This is a genomic window from Candidatus Sororendozoicomonas aggregata (assembly GCF_031528575.1).
GTDB classification, from domain to species: Bacteria; Pseudomonadota; Gammaproteobacteria; order Pseudomonadales; family Endozoicomonadaceae; genus Endonucleibacter; species Endonucleibacter aggregata.
Genome location: NZ_JAVLSP010000073.1, coordinates 1 through 21216, shown reverse-complemented (window position 1 = coordinate 21216; position 21216 = coordinate 1). Strand labels below are relative to the sequence as shown.

Sequence of the window (21216 nt, the reverse complement as noted above, 5' to 3'; positions counted from 1 at the left end):
TCAGAAGCGGTCTTAAAAGTCTGCCCGTAGCGAGGACTGCGAGAAATGGAGGATAAAAAGTCGCTTTTGTGAGGAGAATAGCGGGACTATTTGACGAACAAAAGTGACTTTTTAGACCCATTTATCGCAGCCGCAGTAGGAGCATGACTGTTAAGACTGCTTCTCAGTAGGGCGAATCAGAATTTTCGATCAATTTGCGCGAATAGTTAACCTGTTTAAGCAAATTGATCGGAAATTCTGGCCGCGCTTTCTTGTACTTTCTTGCATTTTCTTGCATTTTCTGGATTTTAGGCCGAAATTGTCTTAATTCCGACAGGCTCCTAGATTGGGAAGTACTACAATCATTGTTTTAGAGGCGCGGTCCTGCCAGCTCTTTGCCTGGGGATCAACCACCATCCATAGCGTGCCTGCAAAACACAGTAGCAGCGAAGGAATCGCCGCCAGCCAGCGGATGGTTGCCGATTTCAGGGTAACGGGCTGCATCTGTGTTGTCACCAGGCGAACGCGCCAGGCTTTCATGCCCGGCGTTTGTCCTTTTCGACACCAGCAGTAGGTAAAGAAAGCATAAGTGACGGCGACAAGGGCAAGGTAGAGTCCACCATTGTCGAGGGTGTGGCCGTCTTCTGTTAATTGTTTCAGATGAGGCTCGCCGTAGTAGACCAATTGGATACCCAGGTTAATAAAGGCCGTCAGAATAAAAAGCGCAACTACCAGTAAGGTGTCGTAGATAAGCGCCGTCAGTCTGCGCCATAAAGGGGCGATAGGCAGTTGAGGAGATTGAGGAGGTTGAGTGGGTTGAATAGAAAGCGGCATGAAAAATACGGGTTAGTGGACATAAGTAGGGGGCATCATACTGGCTTATCGTGTTTGTTTCACGTCACTTTCGGACACACTCATAGCTCAACGGGTGTTGTGGTGTTCGCAAAACCAGCATTCGCGTCGTTTACTGCACAAAAACGGCTGTTTAAGGCAGTGCTAAGAAGCAGTCTTAAAAGTCATGCTCCTACTGCGGCTACGATAAATGGGTCTAAAAAGTCGCAGTCCTCGCTACGGGCAGACTGTTAAGACTGCTTCTAAGTACCATCCATCGTATTGTTATTATCAATTAACCCAGGGTTGATGGATATAGGCAGCGGCAATCAGAGAATCGTCTTTAACAAGGCCAAAAATAAAAGAATGATTAATAATGACTTCTTCAGGGGGGGCACGTCTAAAACCGCGATACGATGAATGATAAGAAGCAGCGCCAACTTCAACCCCTTGGTGATTAATTTTTAAAGCCGCGCTGTGTTTACTGTGTTGGTCGAGACTATTATCAAAGAAGCTGTAGGTGAAATTGCATTGAGGTATGACTAAACGAAATTTTTGTTCCAAGCCGGTAAAGTTCTCGAGGAGCCATAAAATATCCTCAGTCTGGCTTAAATGTATATGCCTTTCTTTATTAAAAATAACCACGGCTTTAATACCGTCTTCTTTAACGGGAATTGATATCAACCCTAAATTACTTCTAGTAATATAACCCATGGCCGTTTCTTTTTCCATCCATCGAATCTGGCTGTTTTCTTCACCATTCCATGATAGGGTCTTTTTATAAGGGCTGAAAGGCTTTTCCCAGGCCACCTTTTGGTATAACCATGAATAAATAATATATTTAATGGTGGGTGAGTTCAGAAGATCTTCCTCTACGAAATCTTGAATCATTCCATGGGTTTCTCTGGTTATTTTACTGTTGAGTTCCTCAGCGAAAAGTGTCGTTGTTTGCTGTGCCAGTTGGGAAGATGAGGTGTAAGGAAGGTTGAATTTGGGCAGGTGTTCATCAATATTTACACTTTTTGACACAAGGTGGAATCCTTTAATACTGGTTCCAACATAAGGTATAGGAAAGGGTGTCTCATTACGAAGAATACACTTCATTTTATCTGCGGCAAGATTTGATAGCGCTATCAGTTGTGGTGCGATAACAATATTTTTTTTCCCTTTTTGCTTTAACTGATCTTTAAGGATATCAAGACTTTTCTGGAAAGAACCAAGGGGAGCAGGCGAAGAATAAGAAAAAGGTGATTGAGATTGAAAGGCAATAAAGAATATGAGTAGAAACAAAAAAGATCTTTTATGTTCATTATTGACAAAGAAAATCATTCGTAATCCCTCAATATGCTGATTAAATGAAGCCTGAATATAGTAAAGATGTTACGAAAAAGGCAAGTTATCACTAAGGAGCCTGTCGGACTTATGCTTTCGAGCATAAAATTCAGTTTTTCTGGTGGCGCTCGTTCACCCAGTCATTACCTGTTTACTGGCTTCTGGGGCTTCGCTTATTTGCCGCTACGTAGCTCAACTCTATTTTTAATAAATGAACGCCTGTACATGTACCATAAGTACCGGATAGAGCCGTGGGCTTTTGACTGTAATCACCTGTGGCTTTTGGTCAGCAGCGCTCACAATAAGTTGAGCTGAGTATCTTCCATGTTATTGTTATTATCAATAGGTTCAGGGTTGATTGATATAGGCAGCGCCAATCAGCGATTTATTTTTAACAAAGCCGAAAATAAAAGGATGATTAATAATAACTGTTATAGGGTTAATGGGATTGTGTTCAATAGAAGATCCACGGTGTGCTCTGTAGGAAGCAGCAGCGCCAATTTCAGCCCCATTTCGGTCAATTTTCAAAGCCGCGGCATGTTTGATGTCGTGGTCAAAAGTAGAGCTGAGGAAGGTGTATTTAAAATCACATTGAGGCATTATTAGCGTTACTTCTCTTCTGCCCGTAGGATTATCAAGAAGCCATGAAATATCTTCAGTCCTTTTTATATCTAAAGCCCTTTCTTTATCGAAAATAATAATGGCTCTAATACCCTGTTCCTTAATGGGAATTGATACTATGCCTAGCCCGTTTTTTTCTCTATAACGCATGGTTCTTTTTTGGGCCATCCATTGAATCTGGTTATTTTCTTTACCATTCCATAGCATGGTTTGTTCATGAACACTGAATGGTTTTTCCCAGTTTACCTTTTGGTAGAACCATGTATAGAGGATATATTTAATTGTTGGCGAGTTCAGGGTATCTATCTCTGCAAAATTTTTAATCATTCCATTGGTTTCTTTTTCTATTTTCGCATTGATTTCCTGGGCGAAAAATTCAGTTGTTTGCTCTTTCAGATCATAAGATGAGGTATGGGGGATTTTAAATTTGTACAGGTGTTCATCAATATATAGCGTTTTTGAAACAAGATGAAGTCCTTTAAAGCTGGTTCCAAGTTCAGGCATAGGCAAGGGTGGTTTTTTTCCCACGATAGCATCGGATATATTGGCTGCGATATGATTTGATGTTCTTATCAGGTAAGGTGAAAGAATAATGTTGATTTCTTCTTGTCCTTCCATTTCTTTTTTCTTTAATTGTTCTTGAAGAATGTTAAGGTCATTTTTGAAAGAAGCGTGAGCTTCAGGTACGGAATAAACCAGAGTTAATTGAAAAGCTATAAGGAATATCAACGAGGGTGAGAAAAAGTCGTCATTTTTGCTACGGGTAAAAAATGTCATGATAGTTACCTCAAGGTAGTGAATAAATAAAGAATGAATATAGTGAGGGTTTTTAAAAAAAAAGCAAATTATTAATAGGAGCCTGTCGTATTTAACGTACAAATTGATCGAAAATTCTGACTCGCCCTACTGAATTTTATGCTCGAAAGCATAAGTCCGACAGGCTCGTGGTGATCAACTATCCTGAAGTACCAATCAATGGATGATGACGCTTCAAATATTCTTTCAAGTCAAATAGCCAGGCGGAATCAGGCAATTAAATAGTCATAAGAAGAATTAGTTTGACCTCTGACTGGCGTGTTTTTTATTTCTTTTCCAACAGACTCACACGCTTCAGGGAAGACGATGTCAGGAAAATACGGCTGTATTCCGTTCATGCTGAGCTTGTGGAAGGGGGGCAGCGCACGTCATAACCTGGTTCAAGGGATCTTACCATTTTTGCCGAGATCAGATAGCTCAACAGTTGAAGGAGAAATGGCTAACGACTGGTCAGGGGAACTTGCTGGTATTGTCGTTGTTTTAGCCTGTTTTACGGGGTGTTACCCTTTTTTACTCGACTTTAATGGCCTGTTTTCGTATTTTAAACCTATTTTTTCATAAATTGGTTCCTGTGGATGCCCCTGAGTAGTGGGCTTAGCACAGTGAGCTTTTGACTATAATCACCTGTGGCTTTAGTCAGCAGGAGTGACATATTCGTCGGCAGGCTGTCTGTGAATAGGCTACCCTTTCGGAATTGCCGTATTCTGATGGATGCTATTTTGGTCAGTCTCCTTGCGAGCTGAGTAAGTGGACTCTATGAACCCAAACTATCTCGACTTTGAGCAGCCGATTGCTGAACTTGAGGCAAAAATTGAAGAACTTCGCCTGGTGGGTAGTGATGCTTCGCTGAATATTTGTGAAGAAATCAGTACGCTGCAGAAGAAATGCAACAGCCTGAAAGAATCAATTTTCTCCAATTTGACTGCCTGGCAGGTTGCTCAGTTGGCTCGCCATCCACGGCGGCCTTATACGCTGGATTACATTGAGCGTATTTTTACCGAGTTTGATGAGTTACACGGTGATCGGCATTTTGCTGATGACTCATCATTGATTGGGGGTATGGCCCGTTTTGATGGTCGCCCAGTGATGGTGATCGGCCATCAGAAAGGGCGGGAAATTGAAGAAAAGGTGCGCAGAAATTTCGGTATGCCCAGGCCTGAAGGTTATCGAAAAGCGTGCCGCCTGATGGAAATGGCTGAACGATTCAAGATGCCCATCATGACGTTTATTGATACACCAGGCGCCTATCCGGGTATTGGTGCTGAAGAGCGTGGGCAAAGTGAAGCGATTGCCTGGAATCTGGGGGTTATGTCCCGCCTGAAAACACCGATTATCTCCACGGTGATTGGGGAAGGTGGCTCGGGGGGAGCGCTGGCTATAGGCGTTTGTGACCATCTGTTGATGATGGGTTATTCCACCTATTCAGTGATTTCACCTGAAGGATGTGCTTCTATTCTCTGGAAAAAGGCCGAGTACGCTTCCACAGCGGCAGAAGCCATGGGGGTGACGGCCGAACGACTGAAAGAGTTGGGTTTGGTGGATTCCCTGGTCAAAGAGCCCCTTGGCGGAGCCCATCGTGACCCTGATACGGCGGCAGCGAGCTTGAAGGCGGTACTGCAAGAAGAATTGGATAAGCTATCCGCTTTGGGTCATGATGCGTTGCTTGAGCGCCGATATAAGAAAATTCGCGGCTATGGGGCGCTGTCTTGACGGTTGAGAACTGTCCCGGTTTACGATAAAAAGGCGAAACGTTCGCCTTTTTTATTGATCGGATTATTGAGTGACCGCCTGTTATGACATCCCTGCCCGAGATGGTTTTAGACGCTCTTTTCCCTGTTAAAAACCATCGTTATGTGGTGGCATTCAGTGGTGGTATTGACTCAACGGTTCTTCTGCATTGCATGGTAACTCTCAGGAATCAAGGGCACTTCAGAGATCTCCGTGGGATACACGTGCACCATGGGCTGGTTGATCAGGCAGATCAGTGGGCAGAACATTGCCAATCGCTCTGTGAGCAGTGGTCTGTACCCTGCCAGATAACCAGGGTCTCGGTTGCCACTGGCACCGGTACAGGGCTGGAGAAATCTGCTCGTTCAGCGCGTTATCGGGTATTTGAGCAGGCGTTAGGAACAAGGGATTGTCTGTTGCAGGGGCATCATCAGGATGACCAGGCAGAAACCCTCTTGTTTCGTCTGTTCAGGGGGACTGGCATTGATGGTTTATCAGGCATTCCAGCCAACCGCCCTTTAGGGCAAGGCATGTTGTTGCGTCCACTGCTGTCAGTAAGTCGGTCTGCCATTGTTGACTACGTGCGAAAGCACCAGTTAACGCATATTGAGGATGCGTCTAATGGCAATCAGCATTTTTCCCGTAATTATATTCGCCACTCCCTGCTGCCTGAGATAGACCAGCGTTGGCCTGCAGTGGCATCACGGTTGGCATCACTGGCTGATGAATGCCAGGCAGTGAAACAGCAACGCGATGGGATGATCGCGGAACAGGTGGCTATGGCAACTATAACAAAACCTCAATGGTTACTGGGGTATAAGCCGTTATTAGTCATATCTCAACTACAAACCATGAAGGCTGCCCTTCGGCAGCAGGTGATTCGCCATTGGTTAAAGCAGCAAACCCTCCCGATTCCGGGGCGTGAAATGCTCGGGCGTGTCTTTGATGAATTAATAGTGGCGAAAGAAGAGGCAAGTCCGTTAATGTGTTGGGCAGGGTGTGAGGTTCGGCGTTATCGGGGAATGCTGGTGGCTGCTCAGCCACATCCGCCTGTTGAGCAATGTAAAGAGGTTTCCTGGGACTGGCGGAAAGAGCTTGTGCTTTTGGATGATACCTTTGGGCGCTTAGGTGTAAAGGCGCTGATGACCAGCACCAGGCAAGCTGTTGCCCTGCCAGCAGGGCCGCTGTGTATTAAAAACCGTATGGCTATTGATCCAGCTATGAAGCTTGCCGTTGCCGGTCGTAAGGGGCGAAAAACCGTTAAGCGGTGGTTACAGGAATACCAGGTGCCTCCTTGGTTGCGACAGCGTATTCCTTTTGTGTTTCGGGGCGACTCTATGATCTGCGCGCCAGGCGTGTGGGTCTGTGAAGGCTTTCAAGCAAAAGAAGGAGCAGGTCATGAAGTGGTTTGGGATGTGTATTGACTAACCGGTAGATCCTTGTGGTGTTTTTTCCGGATAAAACAATGAGATTGGCTCGTGGGGTTACTCGTGGGGTTAAGAGCAGCACACGTTCACTGTTACACCAATGGCCAATGGCCTTTCTGACTTCCTGAAGGAACCATTGGTCGATCAACACAAGTCCAATATCAGTGGGTTGTTGACTGGCTTCTGTGCTTTGTAGTTTATTTGCTTACCCGGGCGGCGGGTGTGTAATCACATGGGTAAAGATACGGTGACTCGTAAGGATTATATTTAGCGTTTGGATCGCAGCTGCCACCTGCCCCGCCTGCCTTCATCGTCTCACAGCCGTTATACTTTGGATCAGGCTTGAAAGTGCATTGGGAGATTTTCCCACTTTGATCGATGGTTAAGACAAAGTCTTTGAATACGTCTCTGGAGCGGATAGGTCCTTTCCATGGAAAAAAGCTAAGTTTTTTACCCTGAAACTGGGTGTCAATCGAGACCGCATAAGCGTCAGATGCACCCAGGGTTTGCTGACTGTTAGCGGCGACGTTAAATGCCAGCGGATACTCTTCAAAGCCAGAAAAAACAAAGAGTTTAATCTGCACACTCTGACCGGAATTATTTTTAACAGTAAAGTCGGCGAAGGCAGGTGGGATAGAAAATAATAAAGTGGTGAATATTAAATAAATGATGCGTCGCATAGTATTGACTCCAGATTTGACTTCTGAAAAACCATCTCAAAAGACTACGCACAGTATGACCTTTAAATGGCTTTAGGACTGGTTCCACAACTGTTACGGTGGTTTCACTTCTGCGAAGGGGTTTCACTGGAGTGGTGGGCCAGTTGACTCAAGCTTGGTAGATGATTCTGATATTTGCAACTTATGCCAATAGTTTTTTCTAACTACTGTAATGAGCTGACAAACGGGACCTTAGGAGCCTGTCCGAGAATAGACTACCCTACTGCGGTTGCGATAAATTGGTCTAAAAATTTCTCGTAATCCTCGCTACGGGCGCTATTCTCGGTCAGGCTCCTAGAACAGGCGAAAAGGTGAGTAAAGTCTGTTATTGACAGGCGTCGCAACGCAGGGTTGGCGTTCAGCTTGTCAGCGCCTGCGGTAGTTAAAAAGACGATGAATATAACGTTTGAGACGCTATTCCATTACTGAGGTTATAGATGAAAACCATTTATAGTGGTTTCTGTAATAAAACCCCAATATCGCTGTAATATTACTGCAATATTATCTGCCTATTCTCATTGTCATCACACTATTTGAATTGCACGATATCTCAGCTTTTCTGGGGGAGACATAGCTTGAAATTACTGAAGTCTATTTTGATGAGCTCACTTGTTATGGCAGCGTCTTTTTCGGCCAGCGCTGAGGATGATACCATTCATGGGGCGGGGGCGAGCTTTCCTCACCCCATTTATTCCAAGTGGGCCGAGAAGTACCAGGAAGAAACGGGTATTCGCGTTAATTATCAGGCCATTGGTTCTGGTGGGGGTATTCGCCAGATTACCGCGAAAACAGTGGATTTTGGTGCCAGTGACGCACCATTGGAGCAGGAAGAGCTGAACAAAGAAGGTATGATTCAGTTTCCTGTCGTGATGGGTGCCATTGTTCCTGTGGTCAATATACCGGGTGTTAAGCCAGGTGCCATGAAACTTAATGGCAAGACACTGGCAGATATTTACCTGGGTAACATTAAAAAATGGAATGACCCACAGCTGGTAGCGTTGAATCCAGACCTTGATTTGCCAGATCAGTCCATTTATGTCATTCACCGCTCTGATGGCTCTGGCACCACGTACAACTTTACCGATTACCTGAGTCAGGTTAGCCCTGAATGGAAAAAAAATGTTGGTAGAAATACCGATATTGCCTGGCCGGAAAAGGCCACCACTATCGGTGGTAGTGGTAATGCGGGTGTAGCTAACTTTGTCAACCGGACCCCTCACTCCATTGGCTACGTGGAGTATGCCTTTGCCAAGCAAAACGGGCTTACCCACACACAGATGGCCAGTGCTGAAGGCAAGTTCCTGCAGCCTTCCATAGAAACTTTTCAGGCAGCTGCGGCGAATGCTGACTGGGCGAATGCGCCAGGCTTCCGGCTCTTGCTGAACAACCAGCCTGGTGCTGACTCCTGGCCGATGACAGCCGCGACGTTTATCCTGATGCACAAGGAACAGGCTGATCCGAAAAAAGCCCAGCAAATTGTCGACTTCTTTAAGTGGAGTTACGAGCATGGTGATCAGTATGCCCAGGATCTGGATTACATCCCCATGCCTGATAGTGTGGTGAATCTGGTAAAAAATCTCTGGAAAGAGGCCCTGACCACCAACGGTAAAACCTTCATTAAATAACGACATTGGGCAGGCGTAAGTGGCAGTGATGCGGCTTATGCCTTCGAGATATTGATCGGAGAAGCACTTAAGACAGTGAATCGAAGCGTTTCGGTTCGCTGTTGTTCTCATAATTATGATTGCACTAACGATGCCTCGCGCTGTTAATGGCGACTCAATTTTTCACAAGCTGAGTTTGTCCAGCGCCATACTCATATTTCTGGTGTTGATCGGCATTATTTTGTCGCTGATAGATGGCGGTTGGCAAGCGCTGGTTGAGTTTGGCCCGGGTTTTATTTTCAGTAATGTCTGGGACCCTGTTAATAGCCAGTTTGGTGCAGCCTCAGCCATTTATGGAACGCTAGTATCATCCCTGGTTGCCATTATGATTGCCATTCCTGTTGGACTCGGGACAGCAATTTTTCTGGCGGAACTGGCACCACGGTGGATCAGCCGCCCAGTGGGTATGGCCATAGAGTTACTGGCTGCTGTACCCAGTATTATATACGGCATGTGGGGACTGTTTGTTTTTGCGCCCTGGTTTTCACAAGGTTTTCAGTTCTGGGCTCTGGAAAATCTGGTGGATCTTCCTCTGATCGGCCCCTGGTTTGACGGCCCACCCATTGGTATTGGACTACTGACTGCTGGCATTATTCTGGCCTTTATGATTCTACCTATTATCACTGCGTTAACACGGGATGCCTTAAAGACCATCCCCAACGTGGTGCGCGAAGCCGCTTACGGTGTGGGAGCCACACCCTATGAAGTGATTAAACGGGTATTGTTGCCCAGTATTAAAAATGCAGCCGTCGGCGCAGGTATTTTGGGGCTTGGCCGTGCCCTGGGTGAGACCATGGCCGTGGCTTTTGTGATAGGTGGCGCTAACCGGATTGAAACGTCATTGTTTATGCCTGCCAGCTCAATATCGTCAACCATTGCCCAACAGTTTAATGAAGCCACTAATGCCATGCATATTTCATCGCTGATTAGCTTGGGGCTGGTATTGTTTATTCTGACCTTTATTGTCATGGGTATAGCCCGTTTGCTGTTGAGGAAGTCATCATGATGTCGGTCAGAAAGCTGAAGGACCTGGCTTTTAAAGGCTTCTGCCTGGCTTGCGCGCTATTTGGTCTCAGTGTTCTTGCCAGTATTTTGTACGCGCTGGTGGGCAAAGGTTTGGCGGGTATGGGGACGCATATCTTCACTGAATTAACACCAGGGCCGGGTAGCCATGGCGGGTTGAAAAATGCCATTGTGGGCAGCCTGATGCTCACCGCGCTGGGTATTGCCATTGCGGCCCCTTTGGGCGTGCTCGCTGGTACATGGTTGGCCGAGTCTGGCCAGCGCTCCAAAGTTGCCGAAGCCCTGCGTTTTTTAAATGGAATTTTGATGAGCGCTCCGTCTATTCTGGTGGGTTTGTTTGTCTACAAACTGGTGGTAGTGACAACCGGTGGTTTTTCAGGCTGGGCAGGTGCCACGGCACTGGCAATTCTGGCGTTGCCCGTTATTGTCAGCACCACAGAAGAGATGCTGAATCTGGTACCTAAAACCTTGAAAGAAGCAGGCAGTGGCCTTGGTGCTCCGCGCTGGCGTGTTATCACCAGGCTATGCTATCGTGCGGCAGGGCCTGGGATTATCACAGGTATATTGTTGTCTGTTGCCCGTATTACCGGAGAAACGGCACCGCTGTTGTTCACGGCCCTTAACAGTAGCTTTATGACCACGGATATGAGCCAACCCATGGCAAATCTGCCAGTGACTATCTACCAGTTTGCCATGAGTCCTTATTCTTCCTGGAATGAGCTGGCCTGGGCTGGCGCGTTACTGATCACTGTATTTATTTTAATCGTTAATATTTTAGCCACCGCACTCCCGCGTTGGATTAAATCAAGAAAGGCGGCACAATGATGAATGCTAACCTGGCCTCTGATTATACGTCTGTGGTTGAGTCTGTAGACAATGTGGCAAACATTCTTGGTTCCACGCCATTGGTACCACGGATGGAAGTGCGTGACCTGAGCTTTTATTACAGCAAAGGGGCGAAGCCAGCACTGAAAAATGTGAATATGCCGATTTATAACAATAAGGTAACGGCACTCATTGGGCCATCAGGCTGCGGCAAGTCTACCCTTTTGCGCACCATGAACCGTATTTTTGATTTGTACGGCCCACAGTGCGCTGAAGGTGAGATAATGCTCGATAACAGTGACATTTTGCAGCGCAATGTCAACCTGAATGACCTTCGTTCGAAAGTTGGCATGGTTTTCCAGAAACCAACGCCTTTCCCCATGTCGATTTATGAAAATATCGCTTTTGGTTTGAAGACTAAAGGGGGCCTCAGCAAAAAAGCCATGGCAGCGCGTATTGAAAAAGCGCTGCGTAGAGCGCATCTTTGGGAAGAAGTGAAAGATAAGCTCAATGCTGATGCCAGCAGTTTGTCGGGTGGTCAGCAACAGCGCTTGTGTATTGCCCGCACTATTGCCCTTGAGCCAGAAGTGATTCTTATGGATGAACCAACCTCCGCGCTGGACCCGCTGGCCACTTCGGCCATTGAAAAGCTGATTACCGAGCTGCGTGAGAAGTACACCATTGTTATTGTGACGCATAATATGCAGCAGGCGATGCGTATTTCGGATTATACCGGCTTTATGTATTTAGGTGAGTTGGTGGAATTTAATCAGACGAGTAAAATTTTTAACCAGGCATCACAGAAGCGAACCCGCGATTATATTGCCGGTGACTTTGGCTAAGTGTTGGAATCATAGCCCTGCTTTATATGCGGGGGACAGTGAAAAAACGGTTGAACTAATAGTCCTTTAACGACTAGCTCAACCGTTTTTTTTGATTAAAAACTAATTTTTTCCAGACGGGTAGAGACTAAACAGTACTCGGATCAGTCTATGATGTTGTCACGTCTGAACCCTGGGCAGAAACACCGTGTGTAGTGACAAATAGAGCAAGCGCAGGCAAGCTTATTGCTCTCTTTGTCACAGGTTTATCCAGCTGAAAATAGCTTGTTGGGTTTTTTGTAGCTAAATTTTCAAGATCCTGATTACCATATTGTTGACATAGATTAGCAGGTGCGCTGATGGATCGGGTGAGTCTTTTCTGAGTAATGGTTTCTGGTTGGGTGGAAGATAAGTGCCCGGAACCTGTTGGCAAGTCCGTGTCTTTTTTAGTCGCTACCTTGCCATCATTGGCTTGCGGCGAAAGGGGTTGCTGACCTTTCGATGAATTTTGAGTCGTTGTCATTAACTCACAAATGTTATGAACGCCTTTTTTGAAATTTTCTGACTCAAGGGCTGCTACGAATACCTGACCTGAAACACCGATAACTTTCGAAGGAATACCGGGTTTTCTCGCCATTTGTTTAGCGGCCTGATCTAATGTTCGTAAGGCGCATTTATTAAATGTATGGTGAACGAGGGTTACTGTTTTACCGTCAAAACTTTTACCTGGAGAATTTTGCGCAGCCTTTGAATCAAATCCCGCAGGAGTGTGTGTGCTATTTGTTATCCCTATCATTTTCATTTCTCCTGTCTGCCTTGGTATGCTGTTATTATGCGCGCGTCAATTTTCCTGGCAACTGGACAAAAGTATGTAAGACTTTCGTTTTATACACTGTTCGGGTGAGTTCGTTTTTATCGTATCAGTGTACTGTAAAATGCTTATCCTTCAGTATGTTAAAGTGTTTTTTTGCCCGTTTTTCCAGCTCGGCTTCCCAGCTTTTTCGCCCTTCCCACCCTTCAATGACGCCTGCCGGTAAACACATATCCGTGGCATAATCGCCCTTGGGGTGATCCACAAACCAGACATGGAGCATCTCTGGCGAGCGGCGTGAGGCTGTCCCGTCGCATTGGCCGGAAGCCTCAAATTCAACCATCAGATTGTCTCTAAAACAGTAGGCCTGGTAAGAGGTGTGAAAGTGCCAGAGAGTGTTGACCCCACCGAGTTGCTGGCCTTTGTCATAATGCGCTGTGGTGAGGAACATGGCACCGGCCAGGACCAGCCCATTATTTGAGGGGTAAAACATTAAGAATTCTGGTTTTTCAGGATTCAGGGTTTCATTGTCCCGGGTGTATTGGGGGTTGGCGTAATGCAAAAAGTCCAGAGGCGGTGAATTAGTAAAACCATCCGCTCGCGCTTGTTCAATATTATCCCAGCCGTTGCTGTAGGCTGCCTCCATCACTGAGTGTTTGAAGGTGTCTGCTTTTTGCTGCTGTTGTCTAGAGGGCACCGATGTTGGGTTCACAGAACTGACTTCGTAAATTGTCGGGTTATCTTTCTCTGTGATGGCCGGAATAACACCGTATTGCCAGGGGGAAGCATCGGTTTCCAGTTGTCGATACCAGCGGGGTTGTCCCTCGGGTGAGAGCAGCCTTATGGAATCATCAACCTTAAGTAACGGGACAGAAACAGCACGGGAAGTATCGAATAAAAAGTGGTAGGCAATCAGTCCCGCAAAGGCAGGGAGAAGTATGAGTCCGAAGGGGAAATACTGTGGCATTGTTGCCTCCTGTGCTGCTAGGAGCCTGTCGGACTTATGCTTTCGAGCATAAAATTCAGTAGGGCGAGTCAGAATTTTCTATCAATTTGCGCGAATAGTTGACCTATTTAATCAAATTGATCGGAAATTCTGGCCGCGCTTTCTGGATTTTAGGCCGAAATTGTCTTAAGTCCGACAGGCTCCTAGCCCTGCGTGTTTGGGCAACAGTTTTTGTTGCCACCGAGATTGTATTCTTATGCCAGCAGAGCCTAGAATAAAGATCCTTCTTTATGACTCTCATACATACCATGCCTGCACGCTTTATTCACCTGAGACTGCATTCCGAATTTTCCCTCAGAGACGGTTTGGTCAGAATTAAACCGCTGGTCAAAGCCATGACTGAAGCAGGTATGCCAGCGATAGCATTGACGGATCAGTCGAATCTCTGTGCCCTGGTGAAATTCTACAGTGTTGCCATGGCTGCAGGCATTAAGCCCATTAGTGGCGCAGATCTTTGGGTGTCAAGACCTGACAGTGACTGTGAGCCAGGCCGAATGGTTTTGCTGAGCATGAATGACACCGGTTATCGCAATTTGACCGAACTTATTTCCCAGTCTTATCTTGAAAATCAGCACCACGGTCGTGCCATTGTCAAACGAGAATGGATAAAAGAGAAAAATGAAGGCTTGATTGCCCTTTCTGGCGGCAAGGACGGTGATATAGGTCAGGCGCTGCTGGCCGGTAATCGCGCAATGGCAGCCAATCAATTGCGGGAATGGATGGCAGCGTTTCCAGATCGGTTTTATTTGGAACTCCAACGAACCCATCGTATGGGTGATGAAGAGTATTTGCATGGGGCTGTGGCATTGGCCAGCGAGCATGACTGCCCGGTGGTGGCCACTAATGACGTTATCTTTTTATCACGGGATGATTTTGATGCCCACGAAGCCCGTTTTTGTATTGGTGAAAGTGCTACCCTTGATGATCCTCGTCGGACGCGGCCCTATTCAGAAGAGCAGTACCTGAAATCAGAAGAGGAAATGATTGAACTGTTTTCAGATATTCCCGAAGCTATTGAGAATACGGTTGAGATTGCCAGGCGTTGCAATCTGGACATGCGCCTTGGCGAGTATTTCCTGCCCGAATACCCCATTCCTGACGACAAAACCATGGATCAGTTTTTCCGGGAGTTTTCCCACGACGGGTTAACCGAACGCCTGGCCGTTATTCTTGATAACAATGACCCTGATTACACCGAGAAAGAAAAGGTTTACCGTGACCGTCTCGATTTTGAGCTTGATACCATTTTACAAATGGGGTTTCCCGGCTACTTCCTGATCGTGATGGACTTTATTCAATGGTCGAAAAATAACGGGATTCCGGTGGGGCCGGGGCGGGGCTCAGGTGCGGGTTCTCTGGTGGCTTACGCGCAGAAAATCACCGATCTTGATCCCATTAAATATGACTTGTTGTTTGAGCGTTTTTTGAACCCTGAGCGGGTATCGATGCCAGATTTTGATGTGGATTTCTGTATGGATGGCCGGGATCGGGTGATTGACTATGTTGCCCACACCTACGGTCGGGAAGCGGTGTCGCAGATTATTACGTTTGGCACCATGGCGGCAAAAGCGGTTGTCCGTGATGTTGCCAGGGTGCAGGGTAAGTCCTACGGTCTGGCCGATCGCCTGTCCAAAATGATTCCCTTTGAAATTGGCATGACACTGAATAAGGCCTTTGAGCAGGAAGAGGTTATTCGCGATTTTCTGTCCCAGGATGAAGAGGCTGCTGAAATCTGGGAAATGGCGTTAAAGCTCGAGGGCGTTACCCGGAATGTGGGTAAGCACGCCGGTGGGGTAGTGATTGCGCCAACAAAATTGACCGATTTCGCGCCCTTATATTGTGATGAATACGGTGAAGGGATTGTCACCCAGTACGATAAGAACGACGTGGAATCAGCGGGGCTGGTCAAGTTTGACTTTTTAGGCTTGAGAACCCTGACTATTATTGATTGGGCGCTGAAGATGATTAATCCCAGGCGTCTGGCACGGGGGGAAAGTCAGCTTGATATTATGCACATTGATCTGGAAGACCCCGACGCCTTCGCGTTGCTGAAAAAAGGTGAGACTACTGCTGTATTCCAGCTGGAGTCCCGGGGGATGAAAGACCTTATCAAGCGGCTGTTACCGGATTGCTTTGAAGATATCATTGCCCTTGTTGCGCTGTTTCGCCCTGGGCCATTGCAATCTGGGATGGTGGATAATTTTATTAACCGCAAGCATGGCCGCGAAAAGGTTTCTTACCCTGATGCCCAGTATCAGCATGACTCCTTGCAGCCAATTCTTGAGCCGACCTACGGTATTATCCTGTATCAGGAGCAGGTCATGCAGATTGCCCAGGTGCTGGCGGGCTACACCCTTGGTGGTGCCGACATGTTACGCCGGGCGATGGGGAAGAAAAAGCCCGAAGAAATGGCCAAACAAAGGGCGGTGTTTGAGGCCGGGGCCAAGCAAAATGGTATTGATGGTGAACTTGCCATGAAAATCTTTGATCTGGTGGAGAAGTTTGCCGGTTACGGGTTTAACAAGTCTCATTCGGCAGCTTATGCCCTGGTCTCTTATCAGACGTTGTGGTTGAAAACCCATTATCCGGCTGAGTTTATGGCGGCAGTGATGAGTTCTGATATGCAGAACACGGATAAAGTGGTGACTTTCATCGAGGAGTGCCGCAACATGGGGCTGACGGTTTTACCCCCGGATGTTAACAGCGGTGAGTTCATGTTCAAAGTGAATGAAGATGACCACATTGTTTATGGTCTGGGTGCCATTAAGGGTCTCGGTGAGGGGCCCATTGAGGCCATTGTTCAGGCCAGGTCGGAAGGAGGGGCATTTGTTAATCTGTTTGATTTTTGTGAGCGGGTTGATTTGAAACGGGTAAACAAGCGGGTTTTAGAAGCATTGATTCGCTCTGGTGCCGTTGACAGACTTGGCCCAAAATCGGGTATTCACGAAGCATTAGGCTATAACCGGGGCGTACTTGAGGCCTCTCAGATAGAAGCTGTTAAGGCGGCAGAACAAGCGGCACGTAGTTTAAGCTCAGGACACGGAGATCTTTTTGGATCTTTGGTGCCAACTGGTAAAAAAGATGTCTATGCCAGTTATGTTGATATACATCCATGGTCAGATAAAGCGCGGCTACAAGGCGAGAAGGAAACACTCGGGCTTTATCTAACAGGTCATCCCATCGATGAGTATGAAAATGACATCAAGCACTTTATTCGTCACCGTATCAAGGATATTCAGCCGTCACGGGGGGATAGCCAGAATATAGCAGGATTGGTGGTTGACTTGCGCATCATGAAAAACAAACGGGGTGATAAAATGGCTTTTATCACCCTTGACGACCGAACGGGGCGCATTGAAGTCTCAGTGTTTGCTGATGCTTTTAATGAGTACCAGTCACTGATTCAAAAAGATGCCGTATTAGTGGTGGAAGGCGAGGTCAACCACGATGATTATTCCGGTGGTTTGAAAGTCCGCGCTAAAAAAATCATGAACGTGGTGGATGCCCGGAGTTATTATGCTCAACGATTGGTTTTATTATTGTCCAGTGAGCGCATTCAGAAAGATTTTTCTCAGCGCCTGGGGCGTGTGATTCGTAACCACCAGGGTAATTTACCCGTGCAGATAAAGTACACCCGTGTGGATGCATCAGCAAACCTGGTACTGGGCAGTGATTGGTATATTAGTCCTAGTGATGAGCTGATACAGCATCTTCACCAATGGTTAGGCCGTGATGCCGCTAGGGTTGAGTATGTATAAAACCGGTGCGGTTATTTCCACGGTGCGGTGAGTGAGATCCTCATGCGTCCCTGACACCGTTTACTGCCTGTAATACAATACGCTTAGTATAGGCAGTGGCGGTGAAAAATAGCCCCTTGTCGTTCCGTGAAGTTCGTCATGGACTGTTGTCATGGGTTTCTGCCCTCGCGGGGATGACGGTTTATTGGTAAGCTTTTGATGCCACTGCCCTCAATCCTCCACCATTATCCACAGGCTTCTTCTATAGTAATGACACTCCGATTCTTTATTGCATCGCTGATGGTGATACTGGTCTATCTTCAGGCACGATTATGGACAGGTGAGGGCAGTGTTGCAGAAATCGTCTCCCTGCGAGAAGAGATTGCCTTGCAGCAACAGGAAGGTGACCGCCTGGCCTTGAGAAATCAGCGTCTTGCCAATGAAGTAATTGAGCTTCAGAAGGGGTTGCAAACCATTGAAAAGGAAGCCAGGCAGGAGCTGGGAATGATTGAGCAGGATGAAACCTTTTATTTGATATACGAATAAGGTGTAGGGCTGTGAGCGAGTCTGATACTATTTTTTCTCCCCGGTATTGGGCAGTTGTCCCCGCTGCGGGTATTGGTCAACGTATGAATGTGGCTATCCCCAAGCAGTATCTCGAAATTCAGGGGAAAACCCTGATGGAGCATACCCTTGAACGGCTGCTTCAGTTTACGCTGCTTGAGAAAATTGTGGTGGTGTTGGCGAAAAACGATCAGCATGCTAGCAAGTTGCCGGTTTTAAATGATCCCAGGGTGATGACGGCAGAAGGCGGGGCAGAGCGCTATCTGTCAGTCATCAATGGCCTGGAGGTGCTTGATAGCTGTGCCCATGGTAGAGACTGGGTATTAGTGCATGACGTTGCCCGGCCTTGTGTCCGTCTGGCCGATCTGGAATGGTTGGTGGAGTGTTTACGACAGCATCCGGTTGGTGGGTTGCTAGGAACTCAGGTGCGGGACACAATGAAGCGGACAGGGGTTGATAGTGCCATTACTGAAACTGTCGAGCGTGCAGGTCTTTGGCATGCTTTTACCCCTCAGATGTTTCGGAAAAAAATGCTGTCCGAGGCGTTGCGTTGTGCAATACGGCAGGAAACCCCCATTACAGATGAAGCCAGTGCTATGGAGATGCAGGGGTACAGGCCCCTGATGGTAGATGGTCACAGCGATAATATTAAAGTGACCAGTGGCCCGGATTTGGCACTGGCTTCTTTGTACATAGAACAACAGGCAAAATTGATTGAGAACCCCTAATGCGTATTGGTCATGGTTTTGATGTCCACCGTTTTGGTCCAGGTGACCAGGTGACTCTCGGTGGCGTGAGTATTCCCTATGAGAAAGGGCTGGTGGCACACTCAGATGGTGATGTATTGATTCATGCTATCTGCGATGCCCTGCTCGGTGGTGCGGGTCTCGGTGATATAGGCAGGCATTTCCCTGATACTGATCCTGAGTTTTCCGGTATAGACAGTCGCAAGTTGTTAAGGCACGTTGTTGCGTTGTTGAAGGAGCAGGGTCTTCTTGTAGGTAATGTTGATAGTACGATTGTGGCGCAGGCGCCTAAAATGGCACCCCATATTGAGACGATGCGTACCTTTCTGGCTGAAGATTTGAATGTCGCAATCGATCAGCTCAATGTCAAAGCCACTACCACTGAGAAGCTCGGCTACACCGGGCGAAAGGAAGGCATTGCGGTACATGCCGTTGCTTTACTTATTCCGGCGTGATTCTTCATGCTGCTTTTCGTGCTGTTTCAAGCATCCGTATGGGCAGGCGTGCTGGTTTAATCTGTTTTTTCCTACAGACTATGGTTTATGAATGAATTTTTCTTCAACTGGCATTATGCCTGTGGTGGCCCTGTCGGGTCGGGGCTTTTTAAAACAATTCCTGAAGATTTTCGGGTGGTTGAAGAGCTCCCTTTTGTACCCGATGGTGAGGGCGAGCATTTACTGGTAATGATTGAAAAAAAGGGCCACAACACTGACTGGGTAGCTGGTCAATTGGCCCGATGTTGTGGTTTGTCGAAAAAGGCTATCAGTTATGCTGGCCGGAAGGATCGTCAGGGCATTACCCGGCAGTGGTTTTGCCTGTCTCTGCCAGGCATGCCAGACCCTCAGTGGTCAAGCTTTGAAACAGAAACACTGACAGTGATAGAGCAAGCAAGGCATCGGAGAAAATTGCGCGTTGGGGCTTTAAAGGCCAATCATTTTGCCATTACACTGCGAGATGTTGCTGGTGAGCGGCGGGATATTGACAAGCGTCTGTCATTAATTGCTGAAGAGGGCGTGCCTAATTATTTTGGATCTCAGCGCTTTGGGCATAACAACCGTAATATAGAGAAAGCCGTTGCATTGTTTGGCGGCTCGTTACGGCTCCCTCGCAACAAGCGGTCAATGTATTTATCAGCAGCACGTTCCTGGCTATTTAATAAGGCGCTGAGTGATCGTATTGCTCAACAGAAATGGCAGATACTATTGTCGGGTGATGTTTTGGGGTTTCAGGGCAATAACAGTTTGATTTTTGACATATCCGATAAAGCGTTGAAACCCCGTTTTGAGCAGAGAGAGGTATGCCCCACGGGACCTTTATGGGGAAGGGGGCGCTTGAGCTCCAGTAGTGACTGTCATTTGCTTGAATCTGCTGCCATTGCACCTTATCAGGTGTTGTGTGACGGGTTGGAAAATGCGGGGCTAAATCAGGAGCGGCGTGTGCTGTTATTGCAGCCCCAGGGGATGGAGTGGCACTGGTTGGACAAACAGACACTGCATGTGCGTTTTGGATTACCGAAAGGCACCTTTGCCACCTCAGTATTGCGGGAAGCCCTTGTTTGTCAGGAAGGAGCGGCTATTGACCATTCTGCTATCCAATGATGACGGAGTATCTGCGATAGGGCTTACTGCCTTGTACCAGGCGTTGTCGAAGCACTGGCATTGCCTGGTTGTTGCCCCTGATCGAGACTGCTCAGGACAAAGTAATGCGCTCACGTTAGACAGGCCGCTGAAAATAGTAGAGCAACCTAATGGCTTTTATGCAGTAAACGGGACGCCAGTGGACTGTGTGAATCTAGCCATGACTCACTTGTTAAAGGTGCCGCCTGAGTGCGTTATCACAGGAATTAACCATGGGGCGAACCTGGGGGATGATGTGTTGTATTCCGGCACTGTAGGCGCAGCTTTTGAGGGGCGTTTCGCAGGAAAGGTGACGCTTGCGGTTTCTTTATGTGGTGGTGGAGAACAGGCTTTTTTGACCGCAGGTCGTATTGTGAGTGATTTGCTGTCAAGGTTACCCGATTTGGTTCCGGGAAGTGGTGCTGTGTTAAATGTGAATATCCCTGAGTGTAACAGGTTGAAAGGTTTTAAAGTGACCCGGCTCGGTCACCGTGGTTGGCCGCAGCCTCCCATAGAAAGTGTTGACCCTAAAGGGCGTTCAGCGTATTGGATAGGGAAGGTTGGTCGGCCTGATGATGCGGGTGAGGGCACGGATTTTCATGCGGTTGCCAATGATTTTGTGTCTGTGACACCCCTGAGTGCAGACCAGACCGCCCATGCTGGGTTGCCTGCCGTGCAGCAGTGGTTAAAACCTTATGAATGCATCTGATCTCAATGGGTAGTGATAGTTCAGATCAAATCTGTCATTTCTTTTTGCTCTTTGTTCAGCATTGTAACAATAAGGGGGCGGGTGATCAGCGAGGGGCAGTTTCGCTACAGGGGAGCTAGGAGCCTGACCGAGAATAGACTAACCTACTGCGGTTGCGATAAATGGGTCTAAAAATTCCTGCTTCTTCGTCAAATAGCCCCACTATTATCCTCAGAAGCAGAAATTTTTATCCTCAATTTCT

The 21216-nt window shown here is 47.2% G+C and carries 18 protein-coding genes; 12 read left to right on the top strand and 6 right to left on the bottom strand.

Annotation, left to right across the window (positions count from 1 at the left end; translation table 11 throughout):
* Positions 1 to 303: 303 nt before the first annotated feature.
* The 3 genes from V4C51_RS13130 to V4C51_RS13120 all read right to left on the bottom strand — a co-directional run bounded on the left by V4C51_RS13130 (position 304) and on the right by V4C51_RS13120 (position 3540).
* Positions 304 to 813 carry an RDD family protein gene (locus tag V4C51_RS13130; protein WP_330926628.1) on the bottom strand — a complete coding sequence of 170 codons (510 nt, stop codon included), beginning with the start codon at positions 811 to 813 and terminating at the stop codon, positions 304 to 306.
* A gap of 288 nt (positions 814 to 1101) precedes the next feature.
* On the bottom strand, positions 1102 to 2139 hold the full coding sequence (locus V4C51_RS13125) for a serpin family protein (RefSeq protein WP_330926627.1): 1038 nt from the start codon (positions 2137 to 2139) through the stop codon (positions 1102 to 1104).
* A 351-nt stretch (positions 2140 to 2490) separates the two neighbouring features.
* Positions 2491 to 3540, bottom strand: a complete 1050-nt coding sequence (locus V4C51_RS13120) for a serpin family protein (protein ID WP_330926626.1) — start codon at positions 3538 to 3540, stop codon at positions 2491 to 2493.
* A gap of 795 nt (positions 3541 to 4335) precedes the next feature.
* On the opposite strand from V4C51_RS13120, the gene V4C51_RS13115 reads away from it, so the two are divergent.
* Both V4C51_RS13115 and tilS read left to right on the top strand, forming a co-directional pair.
* Positions 4336 to 5289, top strand: a complete 954-nt coding sequence (locus tag V4C51_RS13115; RefSeq protein WP_330926625.1) for an acetyl-CoA carboxylase carboxyltransferase subunit alpha — start codon at positions 4336 to 4338, stop codon at positions 5287 to 5289.
* Positions 5290 to 5372: 83 nt separating this feature from the next.
* Positions 5373 to 6731 carry a tRNA lysidine(34) synthetase TilS gene (gene tilS, locus V4C51_RS13110; protein ID WP_330926624.1) on the top strand — a complete coding sequence of 453 codons (1359 nt, stop codon included), beginning with the start codon at positions 5373 to 5375 and terminating at the stop codon, positions 6729 to 6731.
* A 200-nt stretch (positions 6732 to 6931) separates the two neighbouring features.
* Here tilS and V4C51_RS13105 read toward each other — a convergent pair whose 3' ends face one another.
* Positions 6932 to 7414, bottom strand: a complete 483-nt coding sequence (locus V4C51_RS13105; protein ID WP_330926623.1) for a hypothetical protein — start codon at positions 7412 to 7414, stop codon at positions 6932 to 6934.
* Between the two features lie 638 nt (positions 7415 to 8052).
* Here V4C51_RS13105 and pstS point away from each other — a divergent pair.
* The 4 genes from pstS (at position 8053) to pstB (ending at position 11807) form a co-directional block, all read left to right on the top strand.
* A complete protein-coding gene (gene pstS / locus V4C51_RS13100; RefSeq protein ID WP_330926622.1) occupies positions 8053 to 9078 on the top strand; it encodes a phosphate ABC transporter substrate-binding protein PstS in 1026 nt (341 codons plus the stop codon).
* 130 nt (positions 9079 to 9208) lie between these two features.
* The gene (gene pstC / locus V4C51_RS13095; protein WP_330926621.1) at positions 9209 to 10123 is read left to right on the top strand and encodes a phosphate ABC transporter permease subunit PstC; all 915 of its coding nucleotides are present in this window, start codon (positions 9209 to 9211) and stop codon (positions 10121 to 10123) included.
* Complete coding sequence (gene pstA / locus V4C51_RS13090) at positions 10120 to 10965, top strand: phosphate ABC transporter permease PstA (protein WP_330926620.1); 846 nt, start codon at positions 10120 to 10122, stop codon at positions 10963 to 10965. Before pstC ends, pstA begins: the two co-directional genes overlap by 4 nt.
* Positions 10962 to 11807 (top strand): phosphate ABC transporter ATP-binding protein PstB, encoded by an 846-nt coding sequence (pstB, locus tag V4C51_RS13085; protein ID WP_330926619.1) that lies wholly within the window; start codon positions 10962 to 10964, stop codon positions 11805 to 11807. The genes pstA and pstB overlap by 4 nt, the downstream gene beginning before the upstream one ends.
* A gap of 148 nt (positions 11808 to 11955) precedes the next feature.
* On the opposite strand, the gene V4C51_RS13080 is transcribed toward pstB, so the two are convergent.
* Both V4C51_RS13080 and V4C51_RS13075 read right to left on the bottom strand, forming a co-directional pair.
* Positions 11956 to 12582, bottom strand: a complete 627-nt coding sequence (locus V4C51_RS13080; RefSeq protein WP_330926618.1) for a hypothetical protein — start codon at positions 12580 to 12582, stop codon at positions 11956 to 11958.
* A gap of 124 nt (positions 12583 to 12706) precedes the next feature.
* Positions 12707 to 13564 carry a hypothetical protein gene (locus V4C51_RS13075; RefSeq protein ID WP_330926617.1) on the bottom strand — a complete coding sequence of 286 codons (858 nt, stop codon included), beginning with the start codon at positions 13562 to 13564 and terminating at the stop codon, positions 12707 to 12709.
* A gap of 287 nt (positions 13565 to 13851) precedes the next feature.
* On the opposite strand from V4C51_RS13075, the gene dnaE reads away from it, so the two are divergent.
* The 6 genes from dnaE (at position 13852) to surE (ending at position 20975) form a co-directional block, all read left to right on the top strand.
* Entirely contained in the window at positions 13852 to 17361 is a 3510-nt protein-coding gene (dnaE, locus tag V4C51_RS13070) for a DNA polymerase III subunit alpha (RefSeq protein ID WP_330926629.1), read from the top strand.
* Positions 17362 to 17559: 198 nt separating this feature from the next.
* Positions 17560 to 17886, top strand: a complete 327-nt coding sequence (locus V4C51_RS13065; RefSeq protein WP_330926616.1) for a septum formation initiator family protein — start codon at positions 17560 to 17562, stop codon at positions 17884 to 17886.
* 11 nt (positions 17887 to 17897) lie between these two features.
* Complete coding sequence (gene ispD / locus V4C51_RS13060; RefSeq protein WP_330926615.1) at positions 17898 to 18632, top strand: 2-C-methyl-D-erythritol 4-phosphate cytidylyltransferase; 735 nt, start codon at positions 17898 to 17900, stop codon at positions 18630 to 18632.
* On the top strand, positions 18632 to 19105 hold the full coding sequence (gene ispF, locus V4C51_RS13055; RefSeq protein WP_330926614.1) for a 2-C-methyl-D-erythritol 2,4-cyclodiphosphate synthase: 474 nt from the start codon (positions 18632 to 18634) through the stop codon (positions 19103 to 19105). The genes ispD and ispF overlap by 1 nt, the downstream gene beginning before the upstream one ends.
* Positions 19106 to 19192: 87 nt before the next feature.
* On the top strand, positions 19193 to 20248 hold the full coding sequence (gene truD, locus V4C51_RS13050) for a tRNA pseudouridine(13) synthase TruD (RefSeq protein ID WP_330926613.1): 1056 nt from the start codon (positions 19193 to 19195) through the stop codon (positions 20246 to 20248).
* Positions 20226 to 20975, top strand: a complete 750-nt coding sequence (gene surE, locus V4C51_RS13045) for a 5'/3'-nucleotidase SurE (RefSeq protein ID WP_330926612.1) — start codon at positions 20226 to 20228, stop codon at positions 20973 to 20975. The genes truD and surE overlap by 23 nt, the downstream gene beginning before the upstream one ends.
* Positions 20976 to 21216 lie beyond the last annotated feature (241 nt).